This is a genomic window from Shewanella sp. SR1, assembly GCF_020447145.1.
GTDB classification, from domain to species: domain Bacteria; phylum Pseudomonadota; class Gammaproteobacteria; order Enterobacterales; family Shewanellaceae; genus Shewanella; species Shewanella baltica.
This window is the reverse complement of record NZ_JAJAEF010000001.1, coordinates 118,138-145,087: the sequence shown is the minus strand read 5'-3', so window position 1 is coordinate 145,087 and position 26,950 is coordinate 118,138. Positions and strand designations below refer to the sequence as shown.

Annotated in this window: 24 protein-coding genes and 1 riboswitch; of the genes, 15 read left to right on the top strand and 9 right to left on the bottom strand. The window is 45.9% G+C overall.

The features are described from left to right. Positions 1-183: 183 nt before the first annotated feature. Entirely contained in the window at positions 184-1,428 is a 1,245-nt protein-coding gene (locus KV201_RS00665) for a dicarboxylate/amino acid:cation symporter (protein WP_006084179.1), read from the top strand. A 97-nt stretch (positions 1,429-1,525) separates the two neighbouring features. On the opposite strand, the gene KV201_RS00660 is transcribed toward KV201_RS00665, so the two are convergent. Then, positions 1,526-2,020 (bottom strand): TIGR00645 family protein, encoded by a 495-nt coding sequence (locus tag KV201_RS00660; protein ID WP_107403650.1) that lies wholly within the window; start codon positions 2,018-2,020, stop codon positions 1,526-1,528. A gap of 411 nt (positions 2,021-2,431) precedes the next feature. Here KV201_RS00660 and KV201_RS00655 point away from each other — a divergent pair, with 411 nt between their 5' ends. After that, positions 2,432-3,178 carry a hypothetical protein gene (locus KV201_RS00655; protein ID WP_226058234.1) on the top strand — a complete coding sequence of 249 codons (747 nt, stop codon included), beginning with the start codon at positions 2,432-2,434 and terminating at the stop codon, positions 3,176-3,178. Here the strand turns inward: KV201_RS00655 and KV201_RS00650 are convergent. Continuing rightward, positions 3,093-4,088, bottom strand: coding sequence for a class 1 fructose-bisphosphatase (locus KV201_RS00650; protein ID WP_226058233.1), 996 nt, complete (start codon positions 4,086-4,088; stop codon positions 3,093-3,095). The genes KV201_RS00655 and KV201_RS00650 overlap by 86 nt on opposite strands. 266 nt (positions 4,089-4,354) lie before the next feature. Here KV201_RS00650 and KV201_RS00645 point away from each other — a divergent pair, with 266 nt between their 5' ends. After that, positions 4,355-6,658, top strand: coding sequence for a S9 family peptidase (locus tag KV201_RS00645; protein WP_226058232.1), 2,304 nt, complete (start codon positions 4,355-4,357; stop codon positions 6,656-6,658). 324 nt (positions 6,659-6,982) lie between these two features. Here KV201_RS00645 and arcA read toward each other — a convergent pair whose 3' ends face one another. Then, positions 6,983-7,699, bottom strand: a complete 717-nt coding sequence (arcA, locus tag KV201_RS00640) for a two-component system response regulator ArcA (RefSeq protein WP_006080127.1) — start codon at positions 7,697-7,699, stop codon at positions 6,983-6,985. Positions 7,700-8,287: 588 nt separating this feature from the next. Here arcA and KV201_RS00635 point away from each other — a divergent pair. From KV201_RS00635 to KV201_RS00625, 3 genes are all read left to right on the top strand, one after another. After that, entirely contained in the window at positions 8,288-8,722 is a 435-nt protein-coding gene (locus tag KV201_RS00635; protein WP_071939948.1) for a DUF3293 domain-containing protein, read from the top strand. A gap of 100 nt (positions 8,723-8,822) precedes the next feature. Further along, positions 8,823-8,997: riboswitch (Lysine riboswitch) on the top strand. Between the two features lie 150 nt (positions 8,998-9,147). After that, a complete protein-coding gene (lysC, locus tag KV201_RS00630) occupies positions 9,148-10,503 on the top strand; it encodes a lysine-sensitive aspartokinase 3 (RefSeq protein ID WP_226058231.1) in 1,356 nt (451 codons plus the stop codon). Between the two features lies 1 nt (position 10,504). Continuing rightward, complete coding sequence (locus KV201_RS00625) at positions 10,505-11,626, top strand: succinylglutamate desuccinylase/aspartoacylase family protein (protein ID WP_226058230.1); 1,122 nt, start codon at positions 10,505-10,507, stop codon at positions 11,624-11,626. A 102-nt stretch (positions 11,627-11,728) separates the two neighbouring features. Here KV201_RS00625 and KV201_RS00620 read toward each other — a convergent pair whose 3' ends face one another. Next, on the bottom strand, positions 11,729-12,694 hold the full coding sequence (locus tag KV201_RS00620) for a zinc transporter ZntB (protein WP_012588585.1): 966 nt from the start codon (positions 12,692-12,694) through the stop codon (positions 11,729-11,731). Between the two features lie 444 nt (positions 12,695-13,138). Between KV201_RS00620 and KV201_RS00615 the strand changes: the two genes are divergently transcribed. Next, complete coding sequence (locus KV201_RS00615) at positions 13,139-13,513, top strand: YacL family protein (protein ID WP_226058229.1); 375 nt, start codon at positions 13,139-13,141, stop codon at positions 13,511-13,513. Positions 13,514-13,602: 89 nt separating this feature from the next. Here the strand turns inward: KV201_RS00615 and KV201_RS00610 are convergent, their stop codons facing one another. Together KV201_RS00610 and narQ are read right to left on the bottom strand one after the other, a co-directional pair. Beyond that, positions 13,603-14,232, bottom strand: coding sequence for a response regulator (locus KV201_RS00610; RefSeq protein WP_006084162.1), 630 nt, complete (start codon positions 14,230-14,232; stop codon positions 13,603-13,605). Beyond that, a complete protein-coding gene (narQ, locus tag KV201_RS00605) occupies positions 14,225-16,060 on the bottom strand; it encodes a nitrate/nitrite two-component system sensor histidine kinase NarQ (RefSeq protein ID WP_226058228.1) in 1,836 nt (611 codons plus the stop codon). The genes KV201_RS00610 and narQ overlap by 8 nt, the downstream gene beginning before the upstream one ends. Positions 16,061-16,285: 225 nt before the next feature. Between narQ and nrfA the strand changes: the two genes are divergently transcribed. Next, a complete protein-coding gene (gene nrfA / locus KV201_RS00600) occupies positions 16,286-17,689 on the top strand; it encodes an ammonia-forming nitrite reductase cytochrome c552 subunit (RefSeq protein WP_226058227.1) in 1,404 nt (467 codons plus the stop codon). A gap of 148 nt (positions 17,690-17,837) precedes the next feature. Here the strand turns inward: nrfA and KV201_RS00595 are convergent, their stop codons facing one another. Continuing rightward, the gene (locus KV201_RS00595) at positions 17,838-18,380 is read right to left on the bottom strand and encodes a hydrolase (protein WP_107403670.1); all 543 of its coding nucleotides are present in this window, start codon (positions 18,378-18,380) and stop codon (positions 17,838-17,840) included. A 344-nt stretch (positions 18,381-18,724) separates the two neighbouring features. Between KV201_RS00595 and KV201_RS00590 the strand changes: the two genes are divergently transcribed. The 5 genes from KV201_RS00590 (at position 18,725) to aroG (ending at position 23,630) form a co-directional block, all read left to right on the top strand. Next, a complete protein-coding gene (locus KV201_RS00590) occupies positions 18,725-19,063 on the top strand; it encodes a P-II family nitrogen regulator (RefSeq protein WP_006080143.1) in 339 nt (112 codons plus the stop codon). Positions 19,064-19,073: 10 nt separating this feature from the next. Beyond that, positions 19,074-20,324 carry an ammonium transporter gene (locus KV201_RS00585; protein ID WP_006080145.1) on the top strand — a complete coding sequence of 417 codons (1,251 nt, stop codon included), beginning with the start codon at positions 19,074-19,076 and terminating at the stop codon, positions 20,322-20,324. A gap of 214 nt (positions 20,325-20,538) precedes the next feature. Next, positions 20,539-20,877: a hypothetical protein gene (locus tag KV201_RS00580; RefSeq protein WP_012090222.1), complete on the top strand. Its 339-nt coding sequence runs from the start codon at positions 20,539-20,541 to the stop codon at positions 20,875-20,877. Between the two features lie 127 nt (positions 20,878-21,004). After that, positions 21,005-22,198, top strand: coding sequence for a lipopolysaccharide assembly protein LapB (locus tag KV201_RS00575; protein WP_012588580.1), 1,194 nt, complete (start codon positions 21,005-21,007; stop codon positions 22,196-22,198). Between the two features lie 376 nt (positions 22,199-22,574). Beyond that, entirely contained in the window at positions 22,575-23,630 is a 1,056-nt protein-coding gene (aroG, locus tag KV201_RS00570) for a 3-deoxy-7-phosphoheptulonate synthase AroG (protein WP_006080149.1), read from the top strand. A gap of 103 nt (positions 23,631-23,733) precedes the next feature. Here aroG and KV201_RS00565 read toward each other — a convergent pair whose 3' ends face one another. Continuing rightward, positions 23,734-23,910 carry a hypothetical protein gene (locus KV201_RS00565; protein WP_006080150.1) on the bottom strand — a complete coding sequence of 59 codons (177 nt, stop codon included), beginning with the start codon at positions 23,908-23,910 and terminating at the stop codon, positions 23,734-23,736. A gap of 483 nt (positions 23,911-24,393) precedes the next feature. Between KV201_RS00565 and KV201_RS00560 the strand changes: the two genes are divergently transcribed. Both KV201_RS00560 and KV201_RS00555 read left to right on the top strand, forming a co-directional pair. Beyond that, a complete protein-coding gene (locus KV201_RS00560; protein WP_226058226.1) occupies positions 24,394-26,190 on the top strand; it encodes an ABC transporter ATP-binding protein/permease in 1,797 nt (598 codons plus the stop codon). An 80-nt stretch (positions 26,191-26,270) separates the two neighbouring features. Continuing rightward, positions 26,271-26,531: a hypothetical protein gene (locus tag KV201_RS00555; RefSeq protein WP_006080152.1), complete on the top strand. Its 261-nt coding sequence runs from the start codon at positions 26,271-26,273 to the stop codon at positions 26,529-26,531. Positions 26,532-26,688: 157 nt separating this feature from the next. Here the strand turns inward: KV201_RS00555 and KV201_RS00550 are convergent, their stop codons facing one another. Further along, complete coding sequence (locus KV201_RS00550; RefSeq protein WP_006080153.1) at positions 26,689-26,898, bottom strand: hypothetical protein; 210 nt, start codon at positions 26,896-26,898, stop codon at positions 26,689-26,691. Positions 26,899-26,950: the final 52 nt, after the last annotated feature.

Below are 26,950 nucleotides of genomic sequence, written 5' to 3'. Positions count from 1 at the left end.
AATTTATTACTAATTTTCCGTGATGCGGTTAGCTTAATTTAAGATGAAAAAGTGAAATTTATTCATTGAATTAACGGCTAGCATGTTTCACTATCCCCTGTCTAAGCCAAAAATGGATTGGCAATTGTGCTCATCATGGAAGATGAATAACAAAAAAACTACATTTCTGGGGAAACCACAAGCATGATTAAATCACTTTCGACGCGGATCTTTATAGGTCTGTTTGCGGGTCTTATTTTCGGCACAATAGTGCAGTACTTCTTAAACGATATCGGTTTCTTCTCGGACAATTTGGTCGAGCTTGCCGGCGGCGTTGGCACTATGTTCGTCAATATGATCATGATGCTAGTCGTGCCATTAGTGTTTGTGAGTATTGTTTGTGGTGTCTGTGAGCTGCAAGATCTCAAAAGTTTTGGCCGTTTAGGCGGTAAGACCTTCGGTTTCTATATCATCAATACCTTTGTCGCGATCGCGACGGCATTATTAGTCGTGCTGTTACTCGACCCTGGTAAAGGTGTCGATATGAGCAGCACAGACGGCCTGGCGATTACTGCTACTGAGCTGCCAAGTTTGATGGCACTGGTGATCGACATAGTCCCACGTAACCCTGTCGCGGCCTTTATGTCGGGCAATATGCTGCAAGTGATCTTTATGGCCCTAATGCTTGGCGGCGTGATCAAGTCACTCGGTGAGCATGTCGCTGGCGCAGTGCAAGGTTTTCAAACCGCGAATAAAATCATGATGAAGCTGATTTCTGTGGTCATGAGCCTAGCGCCCTACGGTGTGTTTGCCTTGATGTTCAAGCTCGGCGCGACTTTAGATGCTGGCGTGTTTATGAGCGTAGTTGAGTACATGGTGCTGATCCTCGCGCTGCTACTGCTGTGGATTTTTGTGGTTTACCCTATGGCGGTGGGTATATTTACCCCAATTTCGGCAAAAACCTTCCGCGAGAAGACCCAAGAGCAAGTGCTGTTTTCACTGTCGACCGCAAGCTCGAATGCTACGATTCCTGTGACTATGCGTACCTTAACCGAAAAGTTAGGCGTGAATCGTGCGGTAGCAGGCTTTGGTGTGCCGCTCGGCGCGACCATGAACATGGGCGGTGTGGCGATTTACATCACTATCGCGATTTTCTTTGTCGCTAACGCCTTTGGCATGCCTATCACCTCTGATCAATTGCCTTCGCTGTTATTTAGCATCTTCCTGCTCTCTGTCGGTGCTGGCGGTGTGCCCGGCGGCGGCATGGTAATGATAGGCGTGTTAATCCATCAAATGGGTTTACCGATTGAAGCTTTCGCCATCGTTGCGGCATTAGATCGCATTATCGATATGGTGCTGACCTCTTGTAACGTGGTAGGTGATGCTGCTGTATTGACCATAGTGGACCAAACCGAGAAAGTGCATCAGGTTGAACTAGCGAAGAGCTAATCTGGACGTTAAGTCATATGCTATAAATGCAAAAAGCCACTGTCATCAGTGGCTTTTTGTTTTTACGATTTCAAAAGATTTACAGCTTGCGATTCTACTACTTGCCGGTGCGGGTTATTTTGTCTAAATAGCCCATGGCAAAGGCTGACAACACAAAGGTGATGTGGATTAATAGGTACCACATGATTTTATCGTTATCGATATTCTTCACATCCATAAAGATTTTCAGCAGGTGTATAGATGAAATCGCCACAATAGAAGCGGCGACTTTGTTTTTTAATGAGCCTGAATCTAACTTACCGAGCCAACTGAGCTTCTCACTGTCTTCGCCCACATCTAATTGTGACACGAAGTTTTCATAGCCAGAAAACATCACCATCACGATAAGGCCACCCACTAGGGTGATATCAATCAGCGATAGGGTGACCAGCACCAGATCGACTTCGGTTATCTCAAAAATAATCGGTAGAATATGGAAGATCTCTTGGAAGAATTTAATGCCTAAACCGATTAGGACTAGGCTTAGTCCCAAGTAAATCGGCGCCATAATCCAGCGAGATGCATACATCAATTTTTCAAATATTTGTTCCATATTCCATTTAACCCTTAATCTAAAAATGCGGTAAAAAATCGAGTTGCCAATGACTAAAACAGTAACATAGCGCATTTTAGGCGCGCGATAGCCCTAGGGTAAAGCGTGAGTTATATGCTGTTATTGTGTTTTCGTCACCATTGTAGTCATCTAAACCCTATTTTGGGTATTAGCTGCGCTACAGGGATTAACTTACTTATGCCTTTGATATGTTTGATTGTCGCTTTTTTCAAGCTGATACCAAAGTAAATTCAGCAACAGGGGGCCACGTTTTTACACTTTCTAGGACTTTGCTGAAAGAGGTGACATTTGTCATCGTCTATTGCTGACAACACACACTGCCGTGTTGGATTATTAGCGTAGATACTTAAGTCATCTAAACAAGGAGGCTTAATCATGTAACACACATCATTGGATCAACAGTTAATCGAATACCGTCAACAACGTGCTTTGGCTATGCCCTTATCTGGCATGATAGTGTGGATCTTGCTATTTGTATTAAGTTTTATGTTATCGCCTTCACATTTGGTGATGGCGGTATTTATCGGAACGGGTTCAATCGTCTATTTAGCCATGGGCATTTCTCGGCTAACCGGTGAGAACATGTCGTTCAAGAAAAAGCATGAGCGTAATTGGTTTGATAACGTGTTTATAGCCGCAGTGGGTATGAGTTTCCTGACCTTTGCTATCAGCATTCCATTCTTCATGGAAAATTATCTGGCATTGCCTTTCGCCCTTGCGGTGCAGACAGGTTTAATGTGGTTGGTTTATGGCGTGATAGCGGCGCAAAAGGTGGCCATAGTCCATGCCATAGTGCGCACTTTGTATTGTGTTACAGCCTTCATGCTCTGGCCTGAATTGAGCTTTCAAATCCAGCCTTTGATTGTAGTGTGTTGTTATGGGTTCTCTATCCCAGTGATGGAACGCTGTTGGAAGATTCACCTCGGCCGTAAGGCCGCAATTCCTTCGTCGGTTATGTCGCATCAAAAATCAAAATGTCGCATTCTGCGAATCGATAAAAAAGCCACTGTAATCAGTGGCTTTTTTAGTTTAAGCGTTAACAACGCAAGAATTACACTTCTGGATTGGGCTCTTCACTGTAATCAAGACCGTGATAGCTCAGGCAAGCGTCGACTTCATTGCTGCTGCCTAGGATAACGGCAACACGCTGGTGAATATGCGTTGGGGTAATGTCTAAAATAGTTTCATAACCCGTTGAGGCTTTACCGCCGGCTTGTTCGACTAACAAGGCCATTGGGTTGGCTTCGTACATCAAGCGCAGTTTGTACGGTTTTTTAGGATCTTTATTGTCGGTTGGGTAAGTGAAAATACCGCCACGTGATAGCACGCGGTGTACGTCGCCGACCATGGCCGCAATCCAGCGCATGTTGAATGATTTTTCGCGTGGGCCAATTTTACCGAGCAGTAAATCGGCAATATAGGTCTGCATTGGCGCTTCCCAAAAACGTTGGTTCGACATGTTAATGGCAAACTCTTGGGTATCTGGGCTAATGCTCATGGCGGCGTTAGTCAGTAAAAACTCATTGGTTTCTGGGTGCAAAGTAAAGAGTTGCACGCCTTGGCCTGTGGTTAATGCCAGCATGGTCGATGGACCATAAAGTACATAACCTGCGGCTAATTGCGCACGGCCAGATTGTAAAAAGCTGGTTTCAGTCAACTCGCCAGCAGGGGCGGGCAGGATAGAGAAAATCGTGCCGACTAACGAGTTGATATCAATATTAGATGAGCCATCTAGTGGATCGAAACACACCAGATATTGACCATTTTGGCTGACTTCAACTATATGATCTTCTTCTTCCGACGCTAAACCGCGCACTGTACCGTCAGCTTTTAATGCATCTTTGAGCATGTCGTTGGTGATGATATCCAGTTTTTTCTGGGTTTCACCTTGGACGTTTTCTTGCTCAGTCGCGCCTAACACGCCTGCTAGCGCACCGTGGCGAACGGCATGGCTAATGGCTTTTGAGGTGTCGGCTAAGGTTAAAATCAGCTGGGAGAGGGAGTCGTTCACTGCCTGTGAGGTCAGGTGCTGGGTCAGAGTCTGCATGTTATGTCCTTTAGAGGTTCAACAATGAGGTCAATTTCGTTATTTGCCGCGAATGATAACTCAGTTAGTCGACAATTTCAGCGATGTTGCTGATGCTTTTAGCGAATATTAGGGCTTTTAGGGATTATTTGGACTGAGCCGACGAGATGCTCCTAATTTGTATCTGTATATTGCATGCTATTTCTATTTGGGGTTTGCCTCTGGCACAATGTCGGCTTGTTTTTAATCGCTGACATCTTAGGCGATTATACTTCCAAGGAATAATAATGATTAAAAATAGGTTAACTTGGTTCCCTGCGTGCTCACTTAAGGTGCGCGCCGTTCCCCTACTGATAGCGAGCCAAATGGCCATGATTTCGACAGCTATGATTTCAACAACCACCCCAGCTTTGGCAATGGAAGGTGGCAAACTGCCACTGACGATTGAGCGAATGAATGCCTCACCTGCCTTAGCGGGCACCAGTCCCCGTGGCTTAAAATTGTCACCCGATGGGCTGCGGGTTACCTATCTTGCTGGCCGTAAAGATAATCAAAGTTTTTATGATCTCTGGCAGATGGATGTCAAAACCGGTGAGTCGAGCCTGCTATTAAATGCCGATAAACTTGCGACAAATGAATTATCCGATGAAGAAAAAGCCCGCCGCGAGCGCCAACGTATTTATGGCGAAGGCATTATGGAGTACTTCTGGGCCGATGATAGCCAAGCGCTATTAATTCCGGCCTCTGGCAATCTGTATTATTTTTCCCTCGTCGACAATAGCGTGACCCAATTGCCGATTGGCGAAGGGTTTGCTACAGATGCACGCTTATCGCCCAAGGGGCATTTTGTGTCTTTCGTGCGGGATCAAAATTTGTATGTGTTAGATCTGGCGACGAAAAAACTCCAAGCTATGACGACCGATGGCGGCGGGGCAATTAAAAATGCCATGGCCGAGTTTGTCGCTCAAGAAGAAATGGATCGCATGACCGGTTACTGGTGGGCGCCCGATGAATCGGCTATCGCCTTCACCCGTATCGACGAATCTGCGGTCGAGCAAGTGACGCGCAATGAGATCTATGCCGATGGTATTAAACTCACCGAGCAGCGTTATCCTGCCGCAGGTAAAAACAACGTCGACATCGCATTAGGTGTGGTCACGCTAAAAGATAAGGCCATCAATTGGGTGAGCCTGCGCGAAGAGAATAGCAAAGACATTTATCTGCCGCGTGTCGATTGGTTGCCCGATAGCAAACACTTGTCGTTCCAGTGGCAGAGCCGAGATCAACATCAGCTCGATTTGCAGTTAGTGGCGTTAGATGCGCTGACTAAGCCAAAAACCTTAGTGAAAGAACGCAGTGATGCTTGGGTAAACCTCAATAACGATCTGCATTTCTTAAAACAGCAGTCTGCCTTTATTTGGGCATCTGAGCGTGACGGCTTTAATCATCTGTATCTTTTTGACTTAAAAGGTAAACTCAAAACACAATTGACTAAGGGCGAGTGGGCTGTCGATGAGTTGGAATACATAGATGAAACCGCAGGCTGGGTGTATTTCACCGGCCGTAAAGACACGCCAATTGAAAAACAGCTTTATCGCGTGCCTTTAGCGGGCGGCAAGGTTGAGCGCGTGAGCAAGCAAGCGGGGATGCACAATCCTGTTTTCGCCGATAATCAGAGCGTATATCTGGATTATTTCAACAGCTTATCTCAGCCACCGCAAATCAGTTTACACGGTGACGAGGGCCAGCAACTGGCTTGGGTCGAGCAAAATGCGGTTAAGCAAGGTCATCCTTTATATGATTATGCAGGGCTGTGGCAAATCCCTGAATTTGGTGAACTGAAAGCCGAAGATGGCCAAGTGCTGCAAACCCGCTTATTCAAACCCGTTCCCTTCGATGCAAGCAAGAAATACCCTGTCGTAGTGCGGGTTTATGGTGGGCCGCACGCCCAGTTAGTGACCAATAGTTGGAGCGAGCAGGACTACTTTACCCAGTATCTTGTGCAACAAGGCTATGTGGTATTCCAATTAGATAACCGCGGCAGTGCCCACAGAGGCACTCAGTTCGAGCAGGTGATTTACCGTCATTTGGGCGAAGCTGAAGTGAATGATCAAAAAGTGGGGGTGGATTATTTACGGAGTCAGCCCTTTGTCGATGCCGATAATGTGGCGATTTACGGCCACAGTTACGGTGGTTACATGGCCTTGATGAGTTTATTTAAGGCGCCGGATTACTTTAAAGCCGCGATTTCGGGCGCACCTGTGACCGACTGGCGCTTGTATGACACCCATTATACTGAGCGTTACTTAGGTCACCCCGAAGGTAATGAAAAGGGTTATGAAGCCAGCAGCGTGTTTCCTTACGTGAAAAACTATCAAGCAGGTCTGTTGATGTATCACGGCATGGCTGACGATAACGTCTTGTTTGAAAACAGCACTCGGGTTTATAAAGCGCTGCAGGATGAAGGCAAATTATTCCAGATGATCGATTATCCGGGATCTAAACATTCGATGCGTGGCGAGAAAGTGCGTAATCACTTATACCGCTCATTAGCGGATTTCCTCGATAGACAGCTGAAAAGCGCTAAGTAGCGCGAGATAGAGAGCGGGCCTGCTTGCGTATGCCATACGTTGTAGGCTCGCTCCTTGTTTCGCTCTTACATCACTCGCTCTCATTAGCGCTGATAGGTGGAGCTTGTTTTATAATTATACTGCTGTTTTATAAGAAGATTTTCGTCTCTATTTTGGACATCGGCTTTGCCATCAGCCTGACTCTTAACTCTGTAAGCGTCGCCTATTAATCTGATTCGCTAAATTTTAGACATAAAAAAACCAGATCCTAGGATCTGGTTTTTTTGTGAATTGATGCTTATCGAATCAATCCTGTTGCTAATGCGGGTGTCGCTTAGCGGGCAATTAGCCTTCTAAGTTACCGCAAAAGCGATAGCCTTCACCGTGGATAGTCGCGATGATTTCTGGCGTATCTGGCAAGCTTTCGAAATGCTTACGGATACGACGGATAGTCACGTCTACAGTACGATCGTGTGGCTTAAGTTCACGGCCAGTCATTTTCATCAGTAGATCGGCACGAGTCAAAATTTTGCCTGGGTTTTCAACAAAGTGCAGCATAGCGCGGAATTCGCTACGTGGCAGTTTGTAAGATTCACCCTGTGGGCTCACTAATGAACGGCTGTTGATCTCTAAGCTCCAATCGTTGAAGCGATAGTATTCTACTGAGCTCTTTTCTTCGACTTCGGCACCAGCGCTGTTGACGCGAGTCAGAAGGTTACGAGCACGAATCGTCAATTCACGTGGGTTGAACGGCTTGGTAATATAATCGTCCGCGCCAATTTCAAGTCCAAGGATTTTGTCGACTTCGTTGTCACGACCTGTCAGGAAGATCAGACCGATGTTGTTGATTTCACGTAGTTCACGTGCCAACAACAGGCCATTCTTGCCTGGCAAGTTAATGTCCATAACGACCAAGTTAATTTTGTTTTCCTGCATAGCCTTATGCATTTCTGCGCCATCATTGGCCTCAGTTACCACATACCCTTCTGCCTCGAAAATACTTCTCAGCGTGTTACGGGTAACGGCTTCATCTTCAACGATCAGAATGTGCGGATTTTGCATATTATTTACCTAAATTTTAATCAGTTTATACTAACCAATAAGAGCAACTTACTTCGGGCTCTTATATTCATAAAAGCGTTGATACTTCCTTGAACTGCTTTGTGCTCAAAAGGAAAATCTTTACGGTGACATCTATATCTGGATGTAGATTAAGTGCACGTTTAAGTGTAATACGAGAAAACGTAATCAGTACCAACTTCGATAAGCAATAGTTAGAATAAGTTCCTTAACTATTGTTTTTTTTAAATGTTTAAAAGACAAATCAAATGTAGAACACATTTTAAACAGATGCCCGGTCAGTTCACGTTACTTAAAGCGATATATGTAACAAACTGTATTGAACGATAAGCATCTTGCTCAATCTGTTTCAACTCACCAGTACGTACATTGTACTCGTTTTAGTCATTTGTTAACAAATGAAATGTTAACAAATTTTAGGTGAGTCGGGTTTTTTACCATGATATTTACTTTAGCTATTGATTAGTATAACTAATGTATTTGCCATTCCTGTGAGCCAGTTCACGCCTCTTTGGATTTTACAATCACTCTGCTACACTAGCCTGGGTTCATTTTTCGATTAGACTACCAATGGACAATAAGACTCAAGATTTGTGGCAATGTTACCAAGCGCCGTTATTTTTGCTGACTCAAGCATTATCCTGTGATTTTTCCTTTGCTGTTATTACCGCTCATAATCCCGCTTCAAAGCTGCTTTCTCCCAGTCAAAACCGTTTACTCGATCGCCAACTTCTCCGTGAAATTGAATTACTCGGCAGTCCCTATCGTGCTTTAGTGGGCGCGGCGCCGGATTTATCCCACATGGAAAAAAGCTGGGCCGTGTTTATCGATAGAACGATGGCGCTGCAATTGGGGAAGAAATTTAATCAATACGCGATTTATGTGGTCGAACAAGGGGATGTGAGCTTAGTGCCTTGCACCTTGGCCGGACATGATGAAGTGTGTTTAGGCAAATTTAGTGATTATGTGCAGTTGGTATACGAGTTACCCGATTTAAGCACTTAGTTGTTTTCAAAAGATTTTATTTAAATTATTCATTTGTTATGAAATTAGCATTGACTTCATTAGGGGTTTATTGCTACTTTTTTCGTCCCTTTCCTAGGAAAGGAACAGAAGAGGAGCGTTAACTAGGTAGTCGGTCAGAGGAGCACAAACTCCAGCGATGACTGATGAGGGAGATTAACGCCGAGGCATAGATATGGTTGCTGCATGTTTATGTCGGTCGCTCAGGCTGAATCCTGACGATTGTCACCTGTAATTGGTGGAGAGCTTCTGGTGACGATTGCTGTTTCCCTTCTTTTGGGGTGCGTTATCATTGAGCACCAGGCTCTTCGAACGAAGTTAGTTCGGAGTGTGATCATGTTAGTTAATCAATATTTTATTCAATCTGCGTTTATTTCTTGCCCTACGTGTTTCACGGAGGTGCGCTAATGTCCCTCGTTGTCGCAAAATTTGGTGGCACCTCAGTCGCCGACTATAACGCTATGAATCGCTGTGCCGACATAGTGTTAGCTAATCCTCATTGCCGTTTAGTCGTGGTCAGCGCATCGAGTGGCGTGACCAATCTGTTAGTGGAATTGACTCAAGAATCCATCAACGACGATGGTCGATTACAGCGATTAAAACAAATTGCCCAAATTCAATACGCGATTTTAGATAAGCTCGGTCGTCCTAACGATGTGGCCGCCGCATTAGATAAATTATTGAGTCGCATGTCAGTATTGAGTGACGCGCTCGCATCACAACGCAGCAAAGCGACCATGGATGAGTTGTTGTCCCTCGGTGAGCAATGTTCTTCGGCGTTGTTTTCAGCAGTCATCCGCGAGAAAGGTGTTAACTCCAGCGCCTTCGATGTACGCCGAGTATTACGTACCGACAGCCACTTTGGCCGCGCGGAACCTCAGGTTGAGCAGATTGCGACTTTAGCTCGTGATTATCTTCAGCCACTATTAGCGGAACAAGTGATTGTCACACAAGGCTTTATCGGTGCCGATGAAGCAGGTCAAACGACCACATTAGGCCGCGGTGGTAGTGATTATTCTGCTGCGCTGTTAGCCGAAGCGCTACGCGCCTCAGCGGTCGAGATTTGGACCGATGTCGTAGGGATTTATACAACCGATCCTCGCCTTGCGCCCAATGCCTTTCCGATTGCCGAGATCAGCTTTAATGAAGCCGCCGAGATGGCGACCTTTGGTGCCAAGGTATTGCATCCTGCGACCATTCTTCCTGCTGTTCGTCAACAAATTCAAGTGTTTGTGGGTTCAAGTAAAGAGCCTGAAAAGGGCGGGACTTGGATCCGTCATCAAGTGGAAGATGCGCCCGTATTCCGCGCTGTGGCTTTGCGCCGCGACCAAACCCTGTTAAATCTTCACAGCTTGCAAATGTTGCATGCACAGGGCTTTTTAGCGGAAACCTTTGCGACATTGGCGCGACATAAGATCAGTGTGGATTTAATTACCACCTCAGAAGTGAACGTGTCTCTAACCCTCGATAAAACTGGCTCAGATTCAAGTGGCCAAGGTTTGTTGAGTGAGGCATTGTTGCAAGAATTATCACAGCATTGCCGGGTGCGCGTCGAAGACGGTTTGGCCTTAGTGGCGATTATCGGTAACCGCATCGCGACCACGCCAGGTATTTGTCGCCGTGTGTTTGAAGTGTTAGAACCACACAATGTGCGGATGATTTGCCAAGGCGCCAGCCCACATAATCTGTGTGTGTTAGTGGCAGAATCGGAAGCGGCGCAAGTGGTGAAATCGCTGCATCAAAATCTGTTCGAAGGCGCTTAATATGCTGCCGACAACATCGTCTCTGCAAATTGGCGAGCTTGCCGCAGGGCAAGCGCTTACCTTGCCTATTTACCATTTTAAGCCGAGCGACGATAAGGCGACTGGCCCTAAAGTGTATATTCAGGCCAATGTCCACGGCGCTGAAGTGCAAGGTAATGCGGTGATTTATCAGTTGATGAAGCAGCTCGAACACTGTGACATCCGCGGCGAAATCACCTTAGTGCCGCTTGCCAATCCTCTTGGGATCAACCAAAAAAGTGGTGAGTTTACCCTTGGCCGATTTGATCCTATTACGGGGGCGAATTGGAATCGTGAGTATTTGAATCATGCTATCGATTTGCCAACTTGGTATAGCGAACATGCCAAGTTGAGTGATAGCGAGCTGATCCAAGCTTATCGCAGTACTTTGGTTGAAGCCTGTCAGCAAAAATTACGGCATGAATGGGGCATTACAACCGGGCATAGGCTTGCGGTTAATCTGCAGATTATGGCCCACGGCGCGGATATAGTGCTCGATCTGCATACGGGTCCTAAATCCTGTAAGCACTTGTATTGTCCTGAATATGACTTAGCTGCCGCGCAGTTTTTGTCGATCCCTTATACGCTTGTTATCCCCAACACCTTTGGTGGTGCTATGGATGAGGCAGCGTTTTGTCCTTGGTGGCAATTAAGTGATTTTGCAAAAGCGCAGGGGCGAGATTTAGCCGTTGCTGTGTCAGCGTTAACCTTGGAGTTGGCGAGCCAAGAGCGCGTCTGTCTTGAGGATGCGTTGGTTGATGCCCAAGGGATTTTGGCGTATTTAAGCCACAGCGGCGTGATCGCTGAAACTGTTGCGCCCGCTAAAATGCAGCGCTTTGGTTGTTACCTTAAGGACTATAAAAAGTATCACGCGCCAAGTTCAGGGTTAGTGGAATACCTCGCGCCTGTGGGTGAGCCACTGACTGCGGGACAGCCCTTAGTGAATTTACTGCGTATGGATTTATACGGTACGGCAGATGAGCTAAAGACGGTCAGTTTGCCGCAGGACTGCGTGCCGATTTTGCATTTTGCTTCGGCGTCTGTGCACCAAGGGACAGAGCTTTATAAAGTCATGACTCATGTGTTTGAGTTGCCGACGACATAATCGCCCGCTTAGAGCATAAGCATTAGCTCATAACATTCAGCTTATAAGAATGAACGAAAACAACGCAATCCTAATCGATTGGCGTTGTTGTTTTTAAGGTGGCTATAACCACTTAAATCGATAAAACAGTGCCATTTGTAGGGCGACGAGTGAGATTAATATGCCGCAGAAGGTGGCGAAGGCCCAAGTGTTGTCGGCGCCCGGTATGCCGCCAATATTGACCCCGAGTAAGCCGGTTAAAAAGCCTAATGGTAAGAAAATTGCCGACACTAAAGATAAGAAATATAAGCGTTTATTGAGCTGTTCCGATTGTTGGCTGAGTAATTCTTCCTGAGTCACATTCGCCCTATCGCGCAGGGCATCGAGATCTTCAATGGTGCGGATAAGCTTATCATTTGTTTCCCTGAGTTTAAGTCGCTCCGAATCGTTAAACAGACTAACTTGCTCGGAAATCATTTTTGAAAAGGCTTCACGCTGGGGCGCTAAATAGCGGCGAATGGCGACAGTTTGGCGGCGTAGTTCGGCGATATCTGTGCGTAAGTCTTTTACATTGCCCGAGACAACGAGCTCTTCTAAATCAGAGAGTTGTTCTTCTAACTTATCGATGAACTCGACTTTACGGTTAGTGAGTCGCTCGCAGACAGCGACGATAAAGTCGCCCGTAGTTGCAGGCCCATTGCCCTCAAGGATCAGCTCGGCGACATCTTTGACCGACTGTAACTCGCGATCGCAGGTGGATATGATCCGCTGTTTATCGGCATAAATACGCACGGCCACCATGTCTTCGGGAGCTGAATTGGGGTTGAGGTTGACGCCGCGTAACGCGAGCAATATGCCTTCGCCGGCGATAACGGCGCGGGGGCGAGTATCTTGGGCGAGTAGGGCATCACTCTCGACCTTCGGCAGGCCGCTATTGAGTATCCAGTGGCGCGCCTTTTTATTGCGATAGCGAAGGTGCAACCAGAGTAGACCATCCTGCGGATCCCATTTTTCGATCTGTTCCAAGCTTAAGGTGGAACCCGCTTGGGCGCCGCTTAGCACTAAACTGTAGATAAATCCTTCGTGCATATCGCATTCCATATAACTTTCAAAATCATACAAACAAGCTAACTGATTTTGCCATGAAAATGAAGTCAGTACTTGTGCTTAACGGATATGAGGCCAACGCCAATAGAGTTATACCAATCACATTAAATATCTAATCAGTTCAGAGCCTCACAGGTATTTCAATCCAAGGCAGGAATGGTTATTCCCTTTTAAGCCAATGCAACACGGGAGTGGGATGCCTGTGTGGCTCCCGAAGGGCGGCTGATGTTAACGGCATGGCAACGCGCTTTATACTGCGTTTAAGGCTTCAAGCCTTCGCCTTGTCTAAAGCGCGTTGAACTCCCGCTGAATGAACAGATATTTTGTACGATTGGTATTAAATCGGCTGTGCTGCGTGGGGCGAGCAACTTCGGCAAGGATAGGTTAAAATTAGCATTAGTAGGCTTAGAGCAAAGAGACAATAAAATGGAATACGAATTTCGGCGTAACAGTTTAACCGGCACTTTTCTGGCCAGCTTTAGCATGGATCATGAAGTGCTGGGGCAATGGTTTACAGAAGAATTAGGGCCTGAGTTAGCCAAAATTCAGCAAGTGTTAGACATTATTAGAGAAATTCAAACCGATAAACGCGGTGCATGGCGTCTCGTCGGTAATGATTTCACCTTAGAGTTAGAGCGTGAGCAGGCGCGGGTGTTTGCGAATACGTTAGGTTTCGAGCAAGAGTATGAATTAGAAGAGGCGATGTCACTCTATGATGCTGAATCTGAAGCCTATTGTGGCTTAGAGGACTTTGAGCTGGCGCTACTGAGTTGGCAGACATTTATCGAGAAAGGTCTGTAATCGTCCATTCAAATCCTGTTCGATAAAAACATAAAGGCAATCATAGGATTGCCTTTATTGTTTGCGCTATACCTCGCTAAACTCAGGTATTACTGATTAAGGTAGCGTACCGCCATTTCGGTTCTCGACTTGGCATTGGCTTTGCGCAGTAGGTTTTTCACGTGCACTTTGACTGTGCCTTCACTAATGTGTAAATGCTCTGAAATCATCCGATTACTTAAGCCTTCCGCCAGTTGCTCTAGAATTTGCAGCTCCCTTGGCGTCAGGCTCGAAATCCATTCTTGCTCATCGGTCGCATCTTTTAGCTCGTAGAGGTATTCCTCCACTTCATCGCTGATAACTCTGTGGCCAAGCATGGCATTTTTGAGTTTTTCGAGCAGTAAATCGGGCTCAGTATCTTTGAGCAAATAGCCGTCGGCTCCTGCGCGTAATAAACGGATCACATCCTGTTTGGCATCGGAAACTGTGAGTATCACTATGCGCGAGGTGACGCCCTCTTGGCGCATGGCATTGAGCGTATCTAGGCCTGTCATGCCTTTCATATTCAGATCGAGCAAGATGATATCGGGCTCATCGGTGGCGACGGCGGTTAATGCATCTAAACCACCACCGGCTTCGCCAAAAAGGCTGAAGTCTGGATCTGAGGCAATGAGCTGGCAGATGCCTTTGCGTAAGAGGGGATGGTCGTCGACCACAAGTACGGAATAAGGTTTACCCATTTGAAGGCTCCTGTTGAGAGGGGAAAATAAGCGTCACTCTAGTACCACTTGAACCTTTGCTGTGCTGCGCAAGATTGAATGAATGGTTAGGCTTGAGTGTATCGTCTTGTTCGTTGCATCCTTGCTCAATCGTGGTTGCCGTAGCAGGTTTAAATCTGCTTATCTCGTTGTCGCTAAATACGACTTTACCTGAAAGTTTGCTGGCTCGCTCATGCATAATCCCTATGCCAAAGTGTTGATCTCGTTCTTTTAAATGTCCAATACCTATGCCGTTATCGCAAACATTGATATTGACCATGCCCTCGTCATCCTTATAACAATGGATATTGATGAGGCTGGCCTCGGCGTGTTTGATGGCGTTTAAGGTCGCTTCCCGAGTGATCTGCAGTATGTGAATATGTTGCTTTGCCTCTAGCCATTGTGGTGCAAGTTTATAGTCTAAGGTGATCTTGATACTCGTCTTGGTTCTGAGCTGCTCAAGCATAGCCTCTAAGGCACTTTTTAGATCGGGTTCTTTAATCGTGAGTCTAAAGGTCGACAGCAATTCCCTGAGCTGCACATAGGCAGTGCTCACGCCTTCATTGATTTCGGTTAATTGAGCCTCAACGGTAGGGTTGCGGCAGCTGTGATCTAAGTTTTTGCGTAATAAGCTAATTTGGATTTTAAGGAAGGACAGCACTTGACCTAAGGAGTCGTGTAATTCCCGTGCGATTACGCCGCGTTCCTCCATCAGCGCCAGTTGTTGTCTTTGCTCAGTGGCGTTGTGGATCACAATTGAGCGAGTCAGCATAATCGCGAAATTATTAAATAGCGCGATATTCGGTGTTTGATCGGCAATCAACTCTAAGTAACCCAGATTCGCTTGCTCAAATTGCAGCGGGAAACGGGTGCTGTTTTGAGTTACCTCTGGCCAGCCGCCATCGGCCTCAATCACTTCAAGCTCTTGCTCTGGATACTGGATAATCAGTCTTAGGTAGTCGAGTGACTCATAACCTTTTAACTGATTCAGTGCCGCTCTGAGCGCTTTATAATCGAGCTTATTCGCGTTTAATGTCAGCAGGTTATCGTATAGAAATGCCAGCTCATTGTTAGCCCGAGTGAGTGCTAAGGTTTTCTCTGCCACCTGCGACTCTAAATCGCCATAAAGCATGGCGAGTTCCTTGGCGGTTTTTTGCAGGGCATGGGTGAGCGCAGTGAGTTCGATATATTCGGTTTCGGGCATTTCGATTTCAAAATTGCCCTTAGAAATGGTATTCGCCGACTCCATTAGTTTTTGCAGCGGGATCACCACTTTCTTTTTAGTAAAACGCACCGCCACAAAGGCGATAATCAGCATGACGCTTAAGCCTAATATTTGGCTGGCAGCAAGGAGCCTGAGTTTAAAGGCGGCGTGATGCTCCATCTCCAGTACCAGTAAATCTATGGTATCGACAAAGTCCTTTAGTGACGCTACATAATCGCGGGAGTTTTCTTGCTCTATGTAGTACTTCATTACCAGCCATTTATCGATCACGAGCTGATATTGATCGGCAATCTTCCGTGGGCTAAACCAACTGTCCGAAGGCTTTAATGTATCGGAATAGAGGGTATTTTCGAATTCGGTGATTTTGTCCTGCGCGGCATCACTGCCAGAGTTGGCGTAAAACATCAGCCGGTAGCTTTGCATCCGCAAAGAACCCGAGGCGTTAATTGCCTTAGCATCGCCCAAGCTGTAGGACAAATTGATGATAGCAAAGGTCGATAAACTGCTAGAGAGCAGAATGAGTACTAGCATCAATCCTAGAACTTTTGAGGTTAGACTGCCTCGTTTCATTAATCCGCTATTCATTTTAATGGCCGCTGTTATGGCACTTTGCAGTGGTTTTTACATTAGAAAATAATGTAATACATTAACAAAAGCATAAAAATGTGAACAACAACACCTTTACATTTTGATCTAGCGCAAACTTCAACCCAGATACCCCCTAAGAGGTATATTTTTAGCAGGGTTTAGTCACTAACTTTGATCATGGAGATGTCGTATTTTACAACAATAATGCAACGCGGAGATGAGATGATGAAGAAGATGACAGGTAAGTCCTTTGCACTGAGTGCACTGGTTGCCGCCAGCTTCATGGCGGCGGGCGCAATGGCCAGTGATAAAACAGAGCCTCGTAACGAAGTTTATAAAGACAAATTTGCTAATCAATACGCCAGTTGGCATGACACAGATAAAAGCACTGAGAATACCGATGTGTTGGCCTCGGACCCAAGCTTAGTCGTGCTGTGGGCAGGTTATGGTTTTGCTAAAGATTACAACGCACCACGTGGTCACATGTACGCCATTACGGATGTGCGTAACACTCTGCGTACTGGCGCACCCACCAACGCGGAAGATGGCCCAATGCCGATGGCTTGTTGGAGTTGTAAGAGCCCAGATGTGCCGCGTTTGATTGAAGAACAAGGCGAAGATGGTTACTTCAAAGGCAAATGGGCAAAAGGCGGCCCAGAAGTGGTGAACACCATAGGCTGCGGTGACTGCCATGAAAAAGGCACGCCAAAACTGCGTATATCCCGCCCCTTTGCTGAACGTGGTATGGAAGCATTAGGCACACCCTTTGCCAAAGCGTCTAAAAAAGACAAGCAATCAATGGTCTGTGGTCAGTGCCACGTTGAATACTACTTCGAGAAAAAAGAAGGCAGAAAAGGTTTTGTTAAATTCCCTTGGGATATGGGCACAACCGTTGAGCAAATGGAAACCTATTACGACGGTATTGAGTTCTCAGATTGGACGCATGCGCTGTCAAAAACCCCTATGTTAAAAGCGCAGCATCCTGGCTATGAAACTTGGAAACTCGGTGTTCATGGTAAGAATGATGTGAGCTGTGTTGATTGTCACATGCCAAAAGTGACCAACGACAAGGGCCGTAAGTACACAGATCATAAAGTGGGTAACCCATTTGATCGTTTTGAAGAAACCTGCGCGACGTGCCACAGCCAAAGTAAAGAGTTCTTAGTCGGCTTGACCAACGAACGTAAAGCTAAAGTGAAAGAGCTAAAAGGCCGCGCCGAAGCGCAACTAGTGAAAGCGCACTTTGAAGCTGCGGCCGCTTGGAAAGCCGGTGCAACTGAAGCGGAAATGAAGCCCATTCTAACCGATATCCGTCATTCACAATGGCGTTGGGACTATGCGATTGCTTCACACGGCGCTGCTGCGCATGCCCCTGAAGAAGTCTTACGTATCCTAGGCACAGCGGTAGATAAAGCGGCAGATGCGCGGGTTAAGTTAGCGCAATTGTTAGCGAAGAAAAGCATCACAGATCCTATCGCGATCCCTGATATTTCTACTAAAGCCAAGGCACAAGCCGCTTTAGGTATGGACATGGAAAAAATGAATGCAGAGAAAGAAGCATTTAAGAAAGACATGTTACCTAAGTGGGATGAAGAAGCGAAAAAACGCGAAGCCACTTATAAATAGTGTTTAACAAATTGTTTTTAACCTGAGCTAACCCCTCATGTAAGCAAAAGCCCTCGCTGACTCAGCGAGGGCTTTTTTATGGGAGTGAATGTCAACGTCATGCCTGAACCAAGGGCTGTTTACTTCATTAGAGCCAAGGAGTGAATTGCTATTTGATCAGTTTTAATAATGCCCTAAAGCGCTCGCCTTGGGCTTGATGTTGTAATTCAAATAATAGCGATTCCACGTTAGTTAATAAGGCGCCTCTGGCCGTCATCATCTGAATACCCAGTTGTTTATTATCGGCACTGCGTGACGAGACGCCATCTGCGACGAGATGCACCGAATATTGCTGTTCTATAAGGTCACAACAGGTTTGATAAACACACACATGGGTTTCAATGCCCGCCAGTATGACGTGTTTGCGATCCGTCTTAGTGAGTGCCTGCGCAAACTCTTCACAGTGCCAGCCGCTAAAATGTTGCTTGGCAATGGGGGAGCCGGTTTTCTCCAGCAAGGTTTGAAGCCCTGGACTGGTTGCTCCGAGTTTATCGGGTAGCTGTTCTAACCACAGTATGGGTATTTCAAATAATTGTGCACCTTGGATTAAGGTCTGTAGTTGTTGGTGCAGCTTGTCACTGTTATCCATGATTTGTGCAAGTTTTCCCTGCACATCGACGATAACGAGAACACATTCTTCGGGTTTTAACATCGGGCCTTCCTTCTGCGCTTGATGATTGTCTTAGTGATGATCTTCGCTTTTGTCTAAGAGCTTGTGCTGTGATGCTCAGGTTTCATCTCGATTTACGCTTCCCCCAGTAGACCCCAATTTAACCTTGTTACCAATAGGCCTAAGGTCGAATAGCTGCTGCACTTAAACTGCTCACTAAAAGAGTGCGTTGCACTTGTTTGTGCTCGATCATGGTGCATTTTTAACCTTTTAAAATAACCTTGTTTAGTTAAAGTTTAAAATAATCAGTAAGTTAAATTGTTGGCCTAATGATTGAATTACCTTTGATACAAGTTAATAACAATCGCGTTTTTTTGGAGGTCAGGATGAAACTAGTCAGCGCTATCATCAAGCCATTTAAGTTGGATGATGTCCGTGAAGCTATCGCCGGAATAGGTATTGAAGGCATGACGGTGACCGAAGTTAAAGGTTTTGGCCGTCAAAAAGGGCACACAGAGTTGTATCGTGGCGCCGAGTATCAGGTGGATTTTTTGCCAAAAGTAAAACTAGAAATTGCCACTAAGGCTGAAAATCTCGACATGTTGATTGAGGCCATTACCACTGCGGCCCATACGGGGAAAATTGGCGACGGTAAGATCTTCGTCGTCGACTTAGAACAAGCTATCCGTATCCGTACGGGTGAACTCGATACAGAAGCGCTATAAGGGGCTGACAATGGAAGAATTAACAAAATTAGGCGGCACAGTCACTGAACTACGCTTTGCACTCGACACCTTTTACTTTTTGATTTCTGGTGCGTTAGTTATGTGGATGGCGGCGGGATTCGCCATGTTAGAAGCGGGTTTAGTTCGCTCTAAAAACACCACTGAAATTTTAACGAAGAACGTTGTGTTGTACGCGATTGCCTGTGTGATGTATCTGCTGGTGGGCTACAACATCATGTATGTGGATAACACTGAAGGGGGTTGGTTGCCATCGATTGGTACCTTAATCGGTTCTCAATCATCAGATGCGAGCCATGCATTAGAATCTGACTTCTTCTTCCAAGTGGTGTTTGTGGCAACGGCGATGTCAATTGTCTCTGGCGCTGTGGCGGAACGGATGAAGTTATGGGCTTTCCTGTTCTTCTCTGTGGTGATGACAGCGGTTATCTATCCAGTAGAAGGGTATTGGACTTGGGGCCAAGGTTTTATCTCTAAACTGGGCTTTGTGGACTTTGCCGGTAGCGGTATTGTGCACATGACAGGTGCGACGGCGGCGATTGCGGGTGTGTTATTGCTCGGTGCGCGTAAGGGTAAATATGGCCCTAACGGTCAAGTGAATCCTATCCCTGGCTCTAACTTGCCGATGGCAACCTTAGGTATGTTTATTCTGTGGATGGGCTGGTTTGGCTTTAACGGTGGCTCGCAATTAATGGTGTCGGATGCGGCGAATGCGAGCTCAGTGGCAAAAGTGTTTGTTAATACCAATACTGCGGCGGCGTTCGGTGCTATCTCTGCGCTGATCGTGTGTAAGATGATTTGGGGTAAAGCGGATTTAACCATGATACTCAACGGTATTTTGGCGGGTTTAGTGGCGATTACGGCAGATCCTCTTTCACCTTCACTGTTAATGGCGGGTGTGATTGGTTTAGTTGCGGGCGGCGTGGTGGTGTTCTCGATTGTGGGCTTAGATCGCATTAAGATTGACGATCCAGTGGGCGCGATTTCAGTACACGGCGTGGCTGGCTTCCTTGGTCTAATGTGTGTGCCATTATCCAACGCTGATGCGACTATTACTGGGCAGTTGACCGGTGCAGCCTTCATCTTTACTTGGGTATTCTGTTCATCCTTTGTGGTTTGGTATGTGATTAAGAAAACCATGGGGATCCGTGTGACAGAGGAAGAAGAATACAATGGTATGGATGCGTCTGATTGCGGTATCGATGCGTATCCAGAGTTTGTTACGGTTAAAAATGCTGGCTAAGTAAACTGGCGAATTAATTGTGATTCAACTTGATGCCTAGCGTGGATCGAGGGATAGTAAAGCAGAGCTTAGGCTCTGCTTTTTATATGGGTCATCGCAATGGTTGAAGCTCAAGTAGTTTAAGGGGGAAGGCATAAGTCGGTTGCCGAGTATTACTGTTTCCTTGCAGCATTATTTACCTGCACCATTTACTGCACGAATAAAGGAGTGAACTATGAGTTTAAATGCCACAGCTGTCGGTCAATTTACGCGACTCAGTCTTATCGTCATTTCTGGCTTGATATCAGTATCTGCCTTAGCAGGAGAAGTCATAGTTAATCGCTCGAGTGAGTCTGTCGATGCCTTTGCTGTGCGCGATCAAGTGCTCAAGGATTTTGAGTGGCAGGAGTCGCTGCGTCGTCAGCAGCAGATCCAAATTCTGCAGGCTTTACCTTTAGGTTGTATTACTGTGATGAAGCCCTATCGCTATTTCACCTGTGGAGAACATAACTATCGGCCATACCATTACCAGCAGCGCGAGCTATACATAGAGGTTGATCGACCTTCGCAGTAACTAACTTGCTAAATCACTTGCCATTATTTTTGAACGATAGCGATTGTCATTTTTTGTAACCATTTTATGTCGTCTTTTTCGCCATTTGTAATAAGCTCAAATAGGAGCTAATGGTGTGGGAGGACATATGTCGAAACTATTCCGAGCCGTATACCTGAGTGCCATCATGGGCGCTGCACTCAGTCAGTTGTTTGCCTGTAGCTCGACGACCATCGAGCCTGATCCATCTGATCTTGAGTCGCTACTTGCCGATTCACTGTTTTCCCCTGTAGCTGATATTCCTTCAGTTGCGGATATTTTTTATTTGCCGCCAGAGGTGGTGACAGACGTAAAACGTAGCTATGACAAATACACTTTTTCCCACAATAACGCCATGTTAGCCAACGAATGGTTAGCCAGTTATATCAATGCCAGTCAAACCAATAGCGCTAAAATTGATTTTCGCTATCAAGATAACCTGACCCAAATTGCCCGTGAAACCTACGCCCAAAGGGCGGGGAATTGCATGTCCTTAGTGGTAATGACTTCTGCGCTGGCGGACATATTGAATGTGGGCGCTGAGTATCAAGATATTGCCATTGAACCCGTATGGGACAAGCAAGGGGATTTTTATTTAATCAATGGTCATGTGAACTTACGCTTACTTCCGCCAGAGAATTTGCATTCAGTCTATGTGTCATCTTCGGCAATCTTAGTGGACTTTATGCCTGAGCGCGCCCTACGAGGATATGGTAAGACCCGAGTGAATAAGCAGACCTTAATCAGCATGTTTTACAACAACATGGCGGCAGAGTCTTTAGTGAATGGCGATTTAGACAGAGCCTATGCCCTCATCAAAGCGGGTTTAAACGTCGGTCAGTTTGTGCCCTCACTCAATACGCTCGCCATCATTTATCGGCATAAAGGGGATGAGAAACGGGCCGAACAGGTGTATCGCTATGCCCTTAAATTTGAAGCGAAAAATTTAACCACGCTTTATAACTTAGCTTTGATTTTAGGGGATCAGGGGCGGCTTGATGAATGGGCCGAAATTAATAAAGTGCTTGAATTAGCAAGGATACATAATCCCTATTATTACTATGATATGGCGCAGCAAGCCTTTGATGAGCATCAATACGACGAGGCTTTGGCTTGGTATCAAAGGGCGTTGGCTAAGGCCGATTATCGGCATGAATTCTTCTTCGGTTTATCAAAAACCTATTGGGCGCTGGGGGATGAAAAGCGTGCCAAACTGAATATGGAAAAAGCGCTAGCTTTGAGCCGCGATGATTCAGAGCGTCACCGTTATCAGAACAAGTTACAAGTCATGCTGCACCATTAGTGTTGGCCGGCTATCTAGCATCCAGTTCTCTTGCATAGAGGGCTGGCATCAATTGCACTCATTCAAGCGTTTAGTCGTTAACACCTTAGCTGACAGGCATGGATAGCTCACTCATACTTGCCGCAAGCATTTCCCGCCTGCTTTTTATCCGCCATATTCGATTTTGTTCATCAAGGCTGTGAGTTAGCTGGCATATTTGAATTTTGATTTTTTTAAAATATATTAAAACAATAAGTTATATTTGATTTTTTGAAATGGAGACAACTTGGTTGCATTGGCGCTTGAGACTCGATAAATTGAACTCAGTATTGCAGTTGAGATCCCTTATCGCAGCGATAGAAATAGCCTAAAACACCAGAGTTGGAGCAGTAAAATTATGTATTACCAAAATGATGACGTTCGCATTAAAGAAGTAAAAGAGTTACTTCCTCCTATCGCGATTCTAGAACGATTTCCTGCTTCTGAAAAAGCCTCTGCGACTGTGTTTAATGCGCGAAATAGTATCCACAATATTCTGGCTAAAACTGATGATCGCCTGTTAGTGGTGATTGGGCCTTGTTCTATCCACGATCCCAAAGCGGCGTTGGAATATGGTCAACGTCTGGTTGCGCTGCGTGAGCGTTATAAGGATCAACTCGAAATCGTGATGCGAGTGTATTTTGAAAAGCCAAGAACCACAGTGGGTTGGAAGGGGCTTATCAACGATCCTTACATGGATAACAGCTTTAAACTCAACGATGGTTTACGCACTGCGCGTAAGTTATTGGTGGATTTGAACGACAGCGGCATGCCAACCGCGGGTGAGTTTCTTGATATGATAACCCCACAATATATGGCAGATTTAATGTGCTGGGGAGCCATCGGCGCCCGTACTACTGAATCACAAGTGCACAGAGAATTAGCCTCAGGTCTTTCTTGTCCGGTCGGTTTTAAAAATGGGACCGATGGCACCATTAAAGTCGCTATCGATGCGATAGGTGCTGCCAATGCACCGCACCATTTTTTATCTGTGACTAAGTTGGGTCATTCGGCGATCGTTTCGACGAAAGGGAATCCTGATTGCCACATTATTTTACGTGGTGGTCGCGAGCCTAATTACAGTGCGCCGCATGTCGCTGAAATTAGCCAGCAGTTATTAAAAGCTAAGCTTGCCGACAACATCATGATCGACTTTAGCCACGCCAATAGTAGTAAAGAGTATCAACGTCAGTTAGTGGTTGCCGAAGATGTGGCTGGCCAAGTGGCGACGGGCAATACTGCTATTTTTGGTGTTATGGTAGAAAGCCATTTAGTGGAAGGTCGTCAGGATTTAATTGAAGGTCAAGAGTTGTGTTATGGCCAGAGTATTACCGATGCGTGTATCGGTTGGGATGATACCGAGCGCCTGTTGGCCATTCTGAATCAGAGTATTATCGAACGCCGTCAGGTTTAATTGTCTGCTCGTGCGAACATCAAACGCAACGATACCTGAGTTAGTCGTTAACGATTGCGGGTAAAGTAAAAACAAAGGCGCTATCCCGGCGCCTTTGTTTTATCTATTTATTGCTTATTTCAACAATGTATTCATTTGCTTTGGCTAAGCTACCAAAGGCGGCAATAAGGTTGTCTCTACCTTTATCTTGTATCTCTGGATTGCCTGATTCGATCATCATCCACACCCAAGTTTGGATCAGTGGTAATGGCGGGTATTGAACTTTAGCGGAATCCAACATAAAGCTTCCTTTGATCTTATTTAATTTGTTTGTCTTAATGTTCTCGCTAGAGCTTGGGCGTATGAATCGCAAAATCTAGCGTGTAGAGGTTAACAAATTCTATCGATTTGTATAACCGCCTCCATGGCATTTTGGGCAAAACTGCAAAAATAATCAACAGCAGTAAGGTTGAGCTAAGCCTTCCCCCACAGCAAACTTGTCTTCTGTTATACGGCGCAAAGGTCAAGTCAAACGCAAGCTATCGGTATTTATACCAGCACAGAAATCAGTATAAATTCATTTATTATGAATATGCCAGTGTAATGCGTAAGTATGACGTTTTAGCTTTTAATAGGATCAGAATAGCAACGGATTGTGTCGTGAATAAGTCTATTTGTCTGTCAGGAAAATCTGATTGATTTTATTCAAGCTTTGCTCGTTTCGTTTAGCTTATGTCTGGTTTGTACTGTTACAATTGGCATAACTCATTCAAGGTTATCTCCTATGCGTCCAACGTTATATTTTGAAGGTCCAGTCGATAAATTAAACTGGCACGTCATGAAGCTGCTTTGGCCTTACTTATTGGAATACAAAGGCCGTATTGCCCTGGCGATGTCATGCCTCATCATCGCTAAGCTGACCAGCGTGGCTTTGCCTTTTATACTGAAGCATTTGGTCGACACCTTAGATGCCGATAAAACCGCGCAAGCCCTTAGTGTGCCCGTGGGATTAGTGTTGGCCTATGGTGCGATTCGTTTACTGACGGCGATTACGGGGGAGATCCGCGATACCTTGTTTGGTCGGGTGACTGAGCGGGCGATCCGCCGTTTAGGCTTAGCGGTATTCGACCATTTACACCGACTTGATCTCGATTTTCATCTAGAGCGCAAAACCGGCGGTCTATCCCGTGATATTGAGCGCGGCACCAGTGGCGTGAGTTTCCTCATGCGGTTTATGGTGTTCAACATAGTGCCGACCTTGCTCGAAATTGTCATGGTGATTGGCATTTTCTTCTATAACTACGGGATTGCGTTTGCGGCAATCACCTTTATTGCTGTGTTGGCCTACATTATTTTCTCTGTGGTCGCGACTGAATGGCGCACTGAGTATGTACGTGATGCCGCCAAGGCTGACTCTTTATCAAATACACGGGCGATTGATAGTTTGCTGAACTATGAAACTGTTAAGTATTTCAATAATGAGAAGTATGAGTCGCAGCGCTACGATCAAGCGCTCGAACAGTGGGAAGTCGCTAAGCGTAAAAACCGTTTATCTTTGTTTGCGCTCAATGGCGGACAAGCTGTGATTATCGCTCTGGCGATGACAGCTATGATGGCGCTGGCGGCGTACCGAGTCACCTATGGCGATATGACCTTAGGTGATTTTGTATTGATTAATGCGTTTATGATGCAGCTCTTTTTACCCCTTAACTTCTTAGGTTTCGTGTATCGCGAAATTCGCGGCGCCTTAGCCAATATTGAGCGCATGTTTAGCCTGCTCGATAAGCATCCCATGATAGTCGACTCACCCCAAGCGCTCGATTTTCAGCCCACCAAGGGCGAGCTGGTATTTGAAAACGTGAATTTCAGCTACGACGAGCGGCAAATTTTGCGGGGCGTGAGTTTTAAGGTTGCAGCGGGAAAAAAAGTGGCCGTAGTCGGCGATAGTGGTGCCGGTAAGTCGACGCTGATTAAACTGTTGTTTCGATTTTACGATGTAGACCAAGGCGGGATCAAAATCGATGGACAAGATATCCGTCATCTGACGCAAGATGCGCTGCGACGGGCCATCGCTATCGTGCCGCAGGATACAGTGCTATTTAACGATTCATTAGTTGAGAACATACGTTATGGTCGCCCGGGCGCGACGGATGAAGAGGTGCGCAACGCGATTAAACTGGCGCACTTAGAGCAATTTATCGCATCACTTGCCCTTGGTTGGGATACAAAGGTGGGTGAGCGCGGCTTAAAACTCTCTGGCGGAGAAAAACAGCGGGTCGCTATAGCGAGGGCCATTTTGAAGGGCTCACCCGTGCTGGTGTTTGATGAGGCGACATCCTCGCTCGATAGCCGCTCCGAGCAAGCGATTTTGTCGGCACTGCGGGAAGTTGCTAAAGGGCATACCAGCCTTGTGGTAGCTCATAGATTATCTACTATTGTCGATGCTGACCAAATCGTCGTCTTGAGCCAAGGTGAAATTGTTGAGCAAGGTAATCATCAGACTTTGCTATTGGCAAATGGTCTATATGCCAAATTATGGCGGATACAAAATGAGCAACAACATACTCCTCTGAGCAGTTAATAGCGCAATACAGTTCAGTCTTTATTCAGCTTTGGCTCTCTATACTCAAATGCCAACACATCAATCGGAAGAGATCTGGCATGGAAAATATTGCACTGAGAGTTAACATTGAAGGCAAAGAAGAAAAAGTCGCCACTGATTGGGATGCCATCATGGCGACATTGAAAAAACGTGGTGTTGATTATGATTCGCTGCAACGTATTCATGCTGAATTGAATGCGGGTCTACTGGTGACGACTCGGTGCCTTACTTTGGCTAAGGTCAATCCAGAGATGGTACTTGCGGGTGTGATCCGCGATATGAACGTGCCGACAAGTGACTATATGATGAGCATGCGCTAGAGATCATAGGCCATACGCTAGAAAATGCGTTAGAAAGCACGCGTTAGATAAGAATGTGGGAGGATAGAGGTGAACTTCTATTCTCGATGCTCAAGGAAGCGTTATTTTGCTCTAGAACTACTCTAGATGAATGCGACTCTCGATAAATATTACCGAATTAAGCTACGCCGTTCAGCTTGCCAGCTTTCCAACCTTCGCATAAAAGATTCAATTTAGGCGCTGACTCATCGATCAAGGTGAGTCGAATGATCTGTCCTTCACGAAAACACACAAGCTCGCCTTCGATCTCAGTTAGGCGATTACAGCTCTTACAGCTCGTGCTTACAGTTTTACTGGGGGGCAGTTGGCTTACGAAGCTAGATTTCAAAGTGTTTCCTTAAGTTCTATTGTGGGTAAGGTATTTGAATAACGCCTCACCT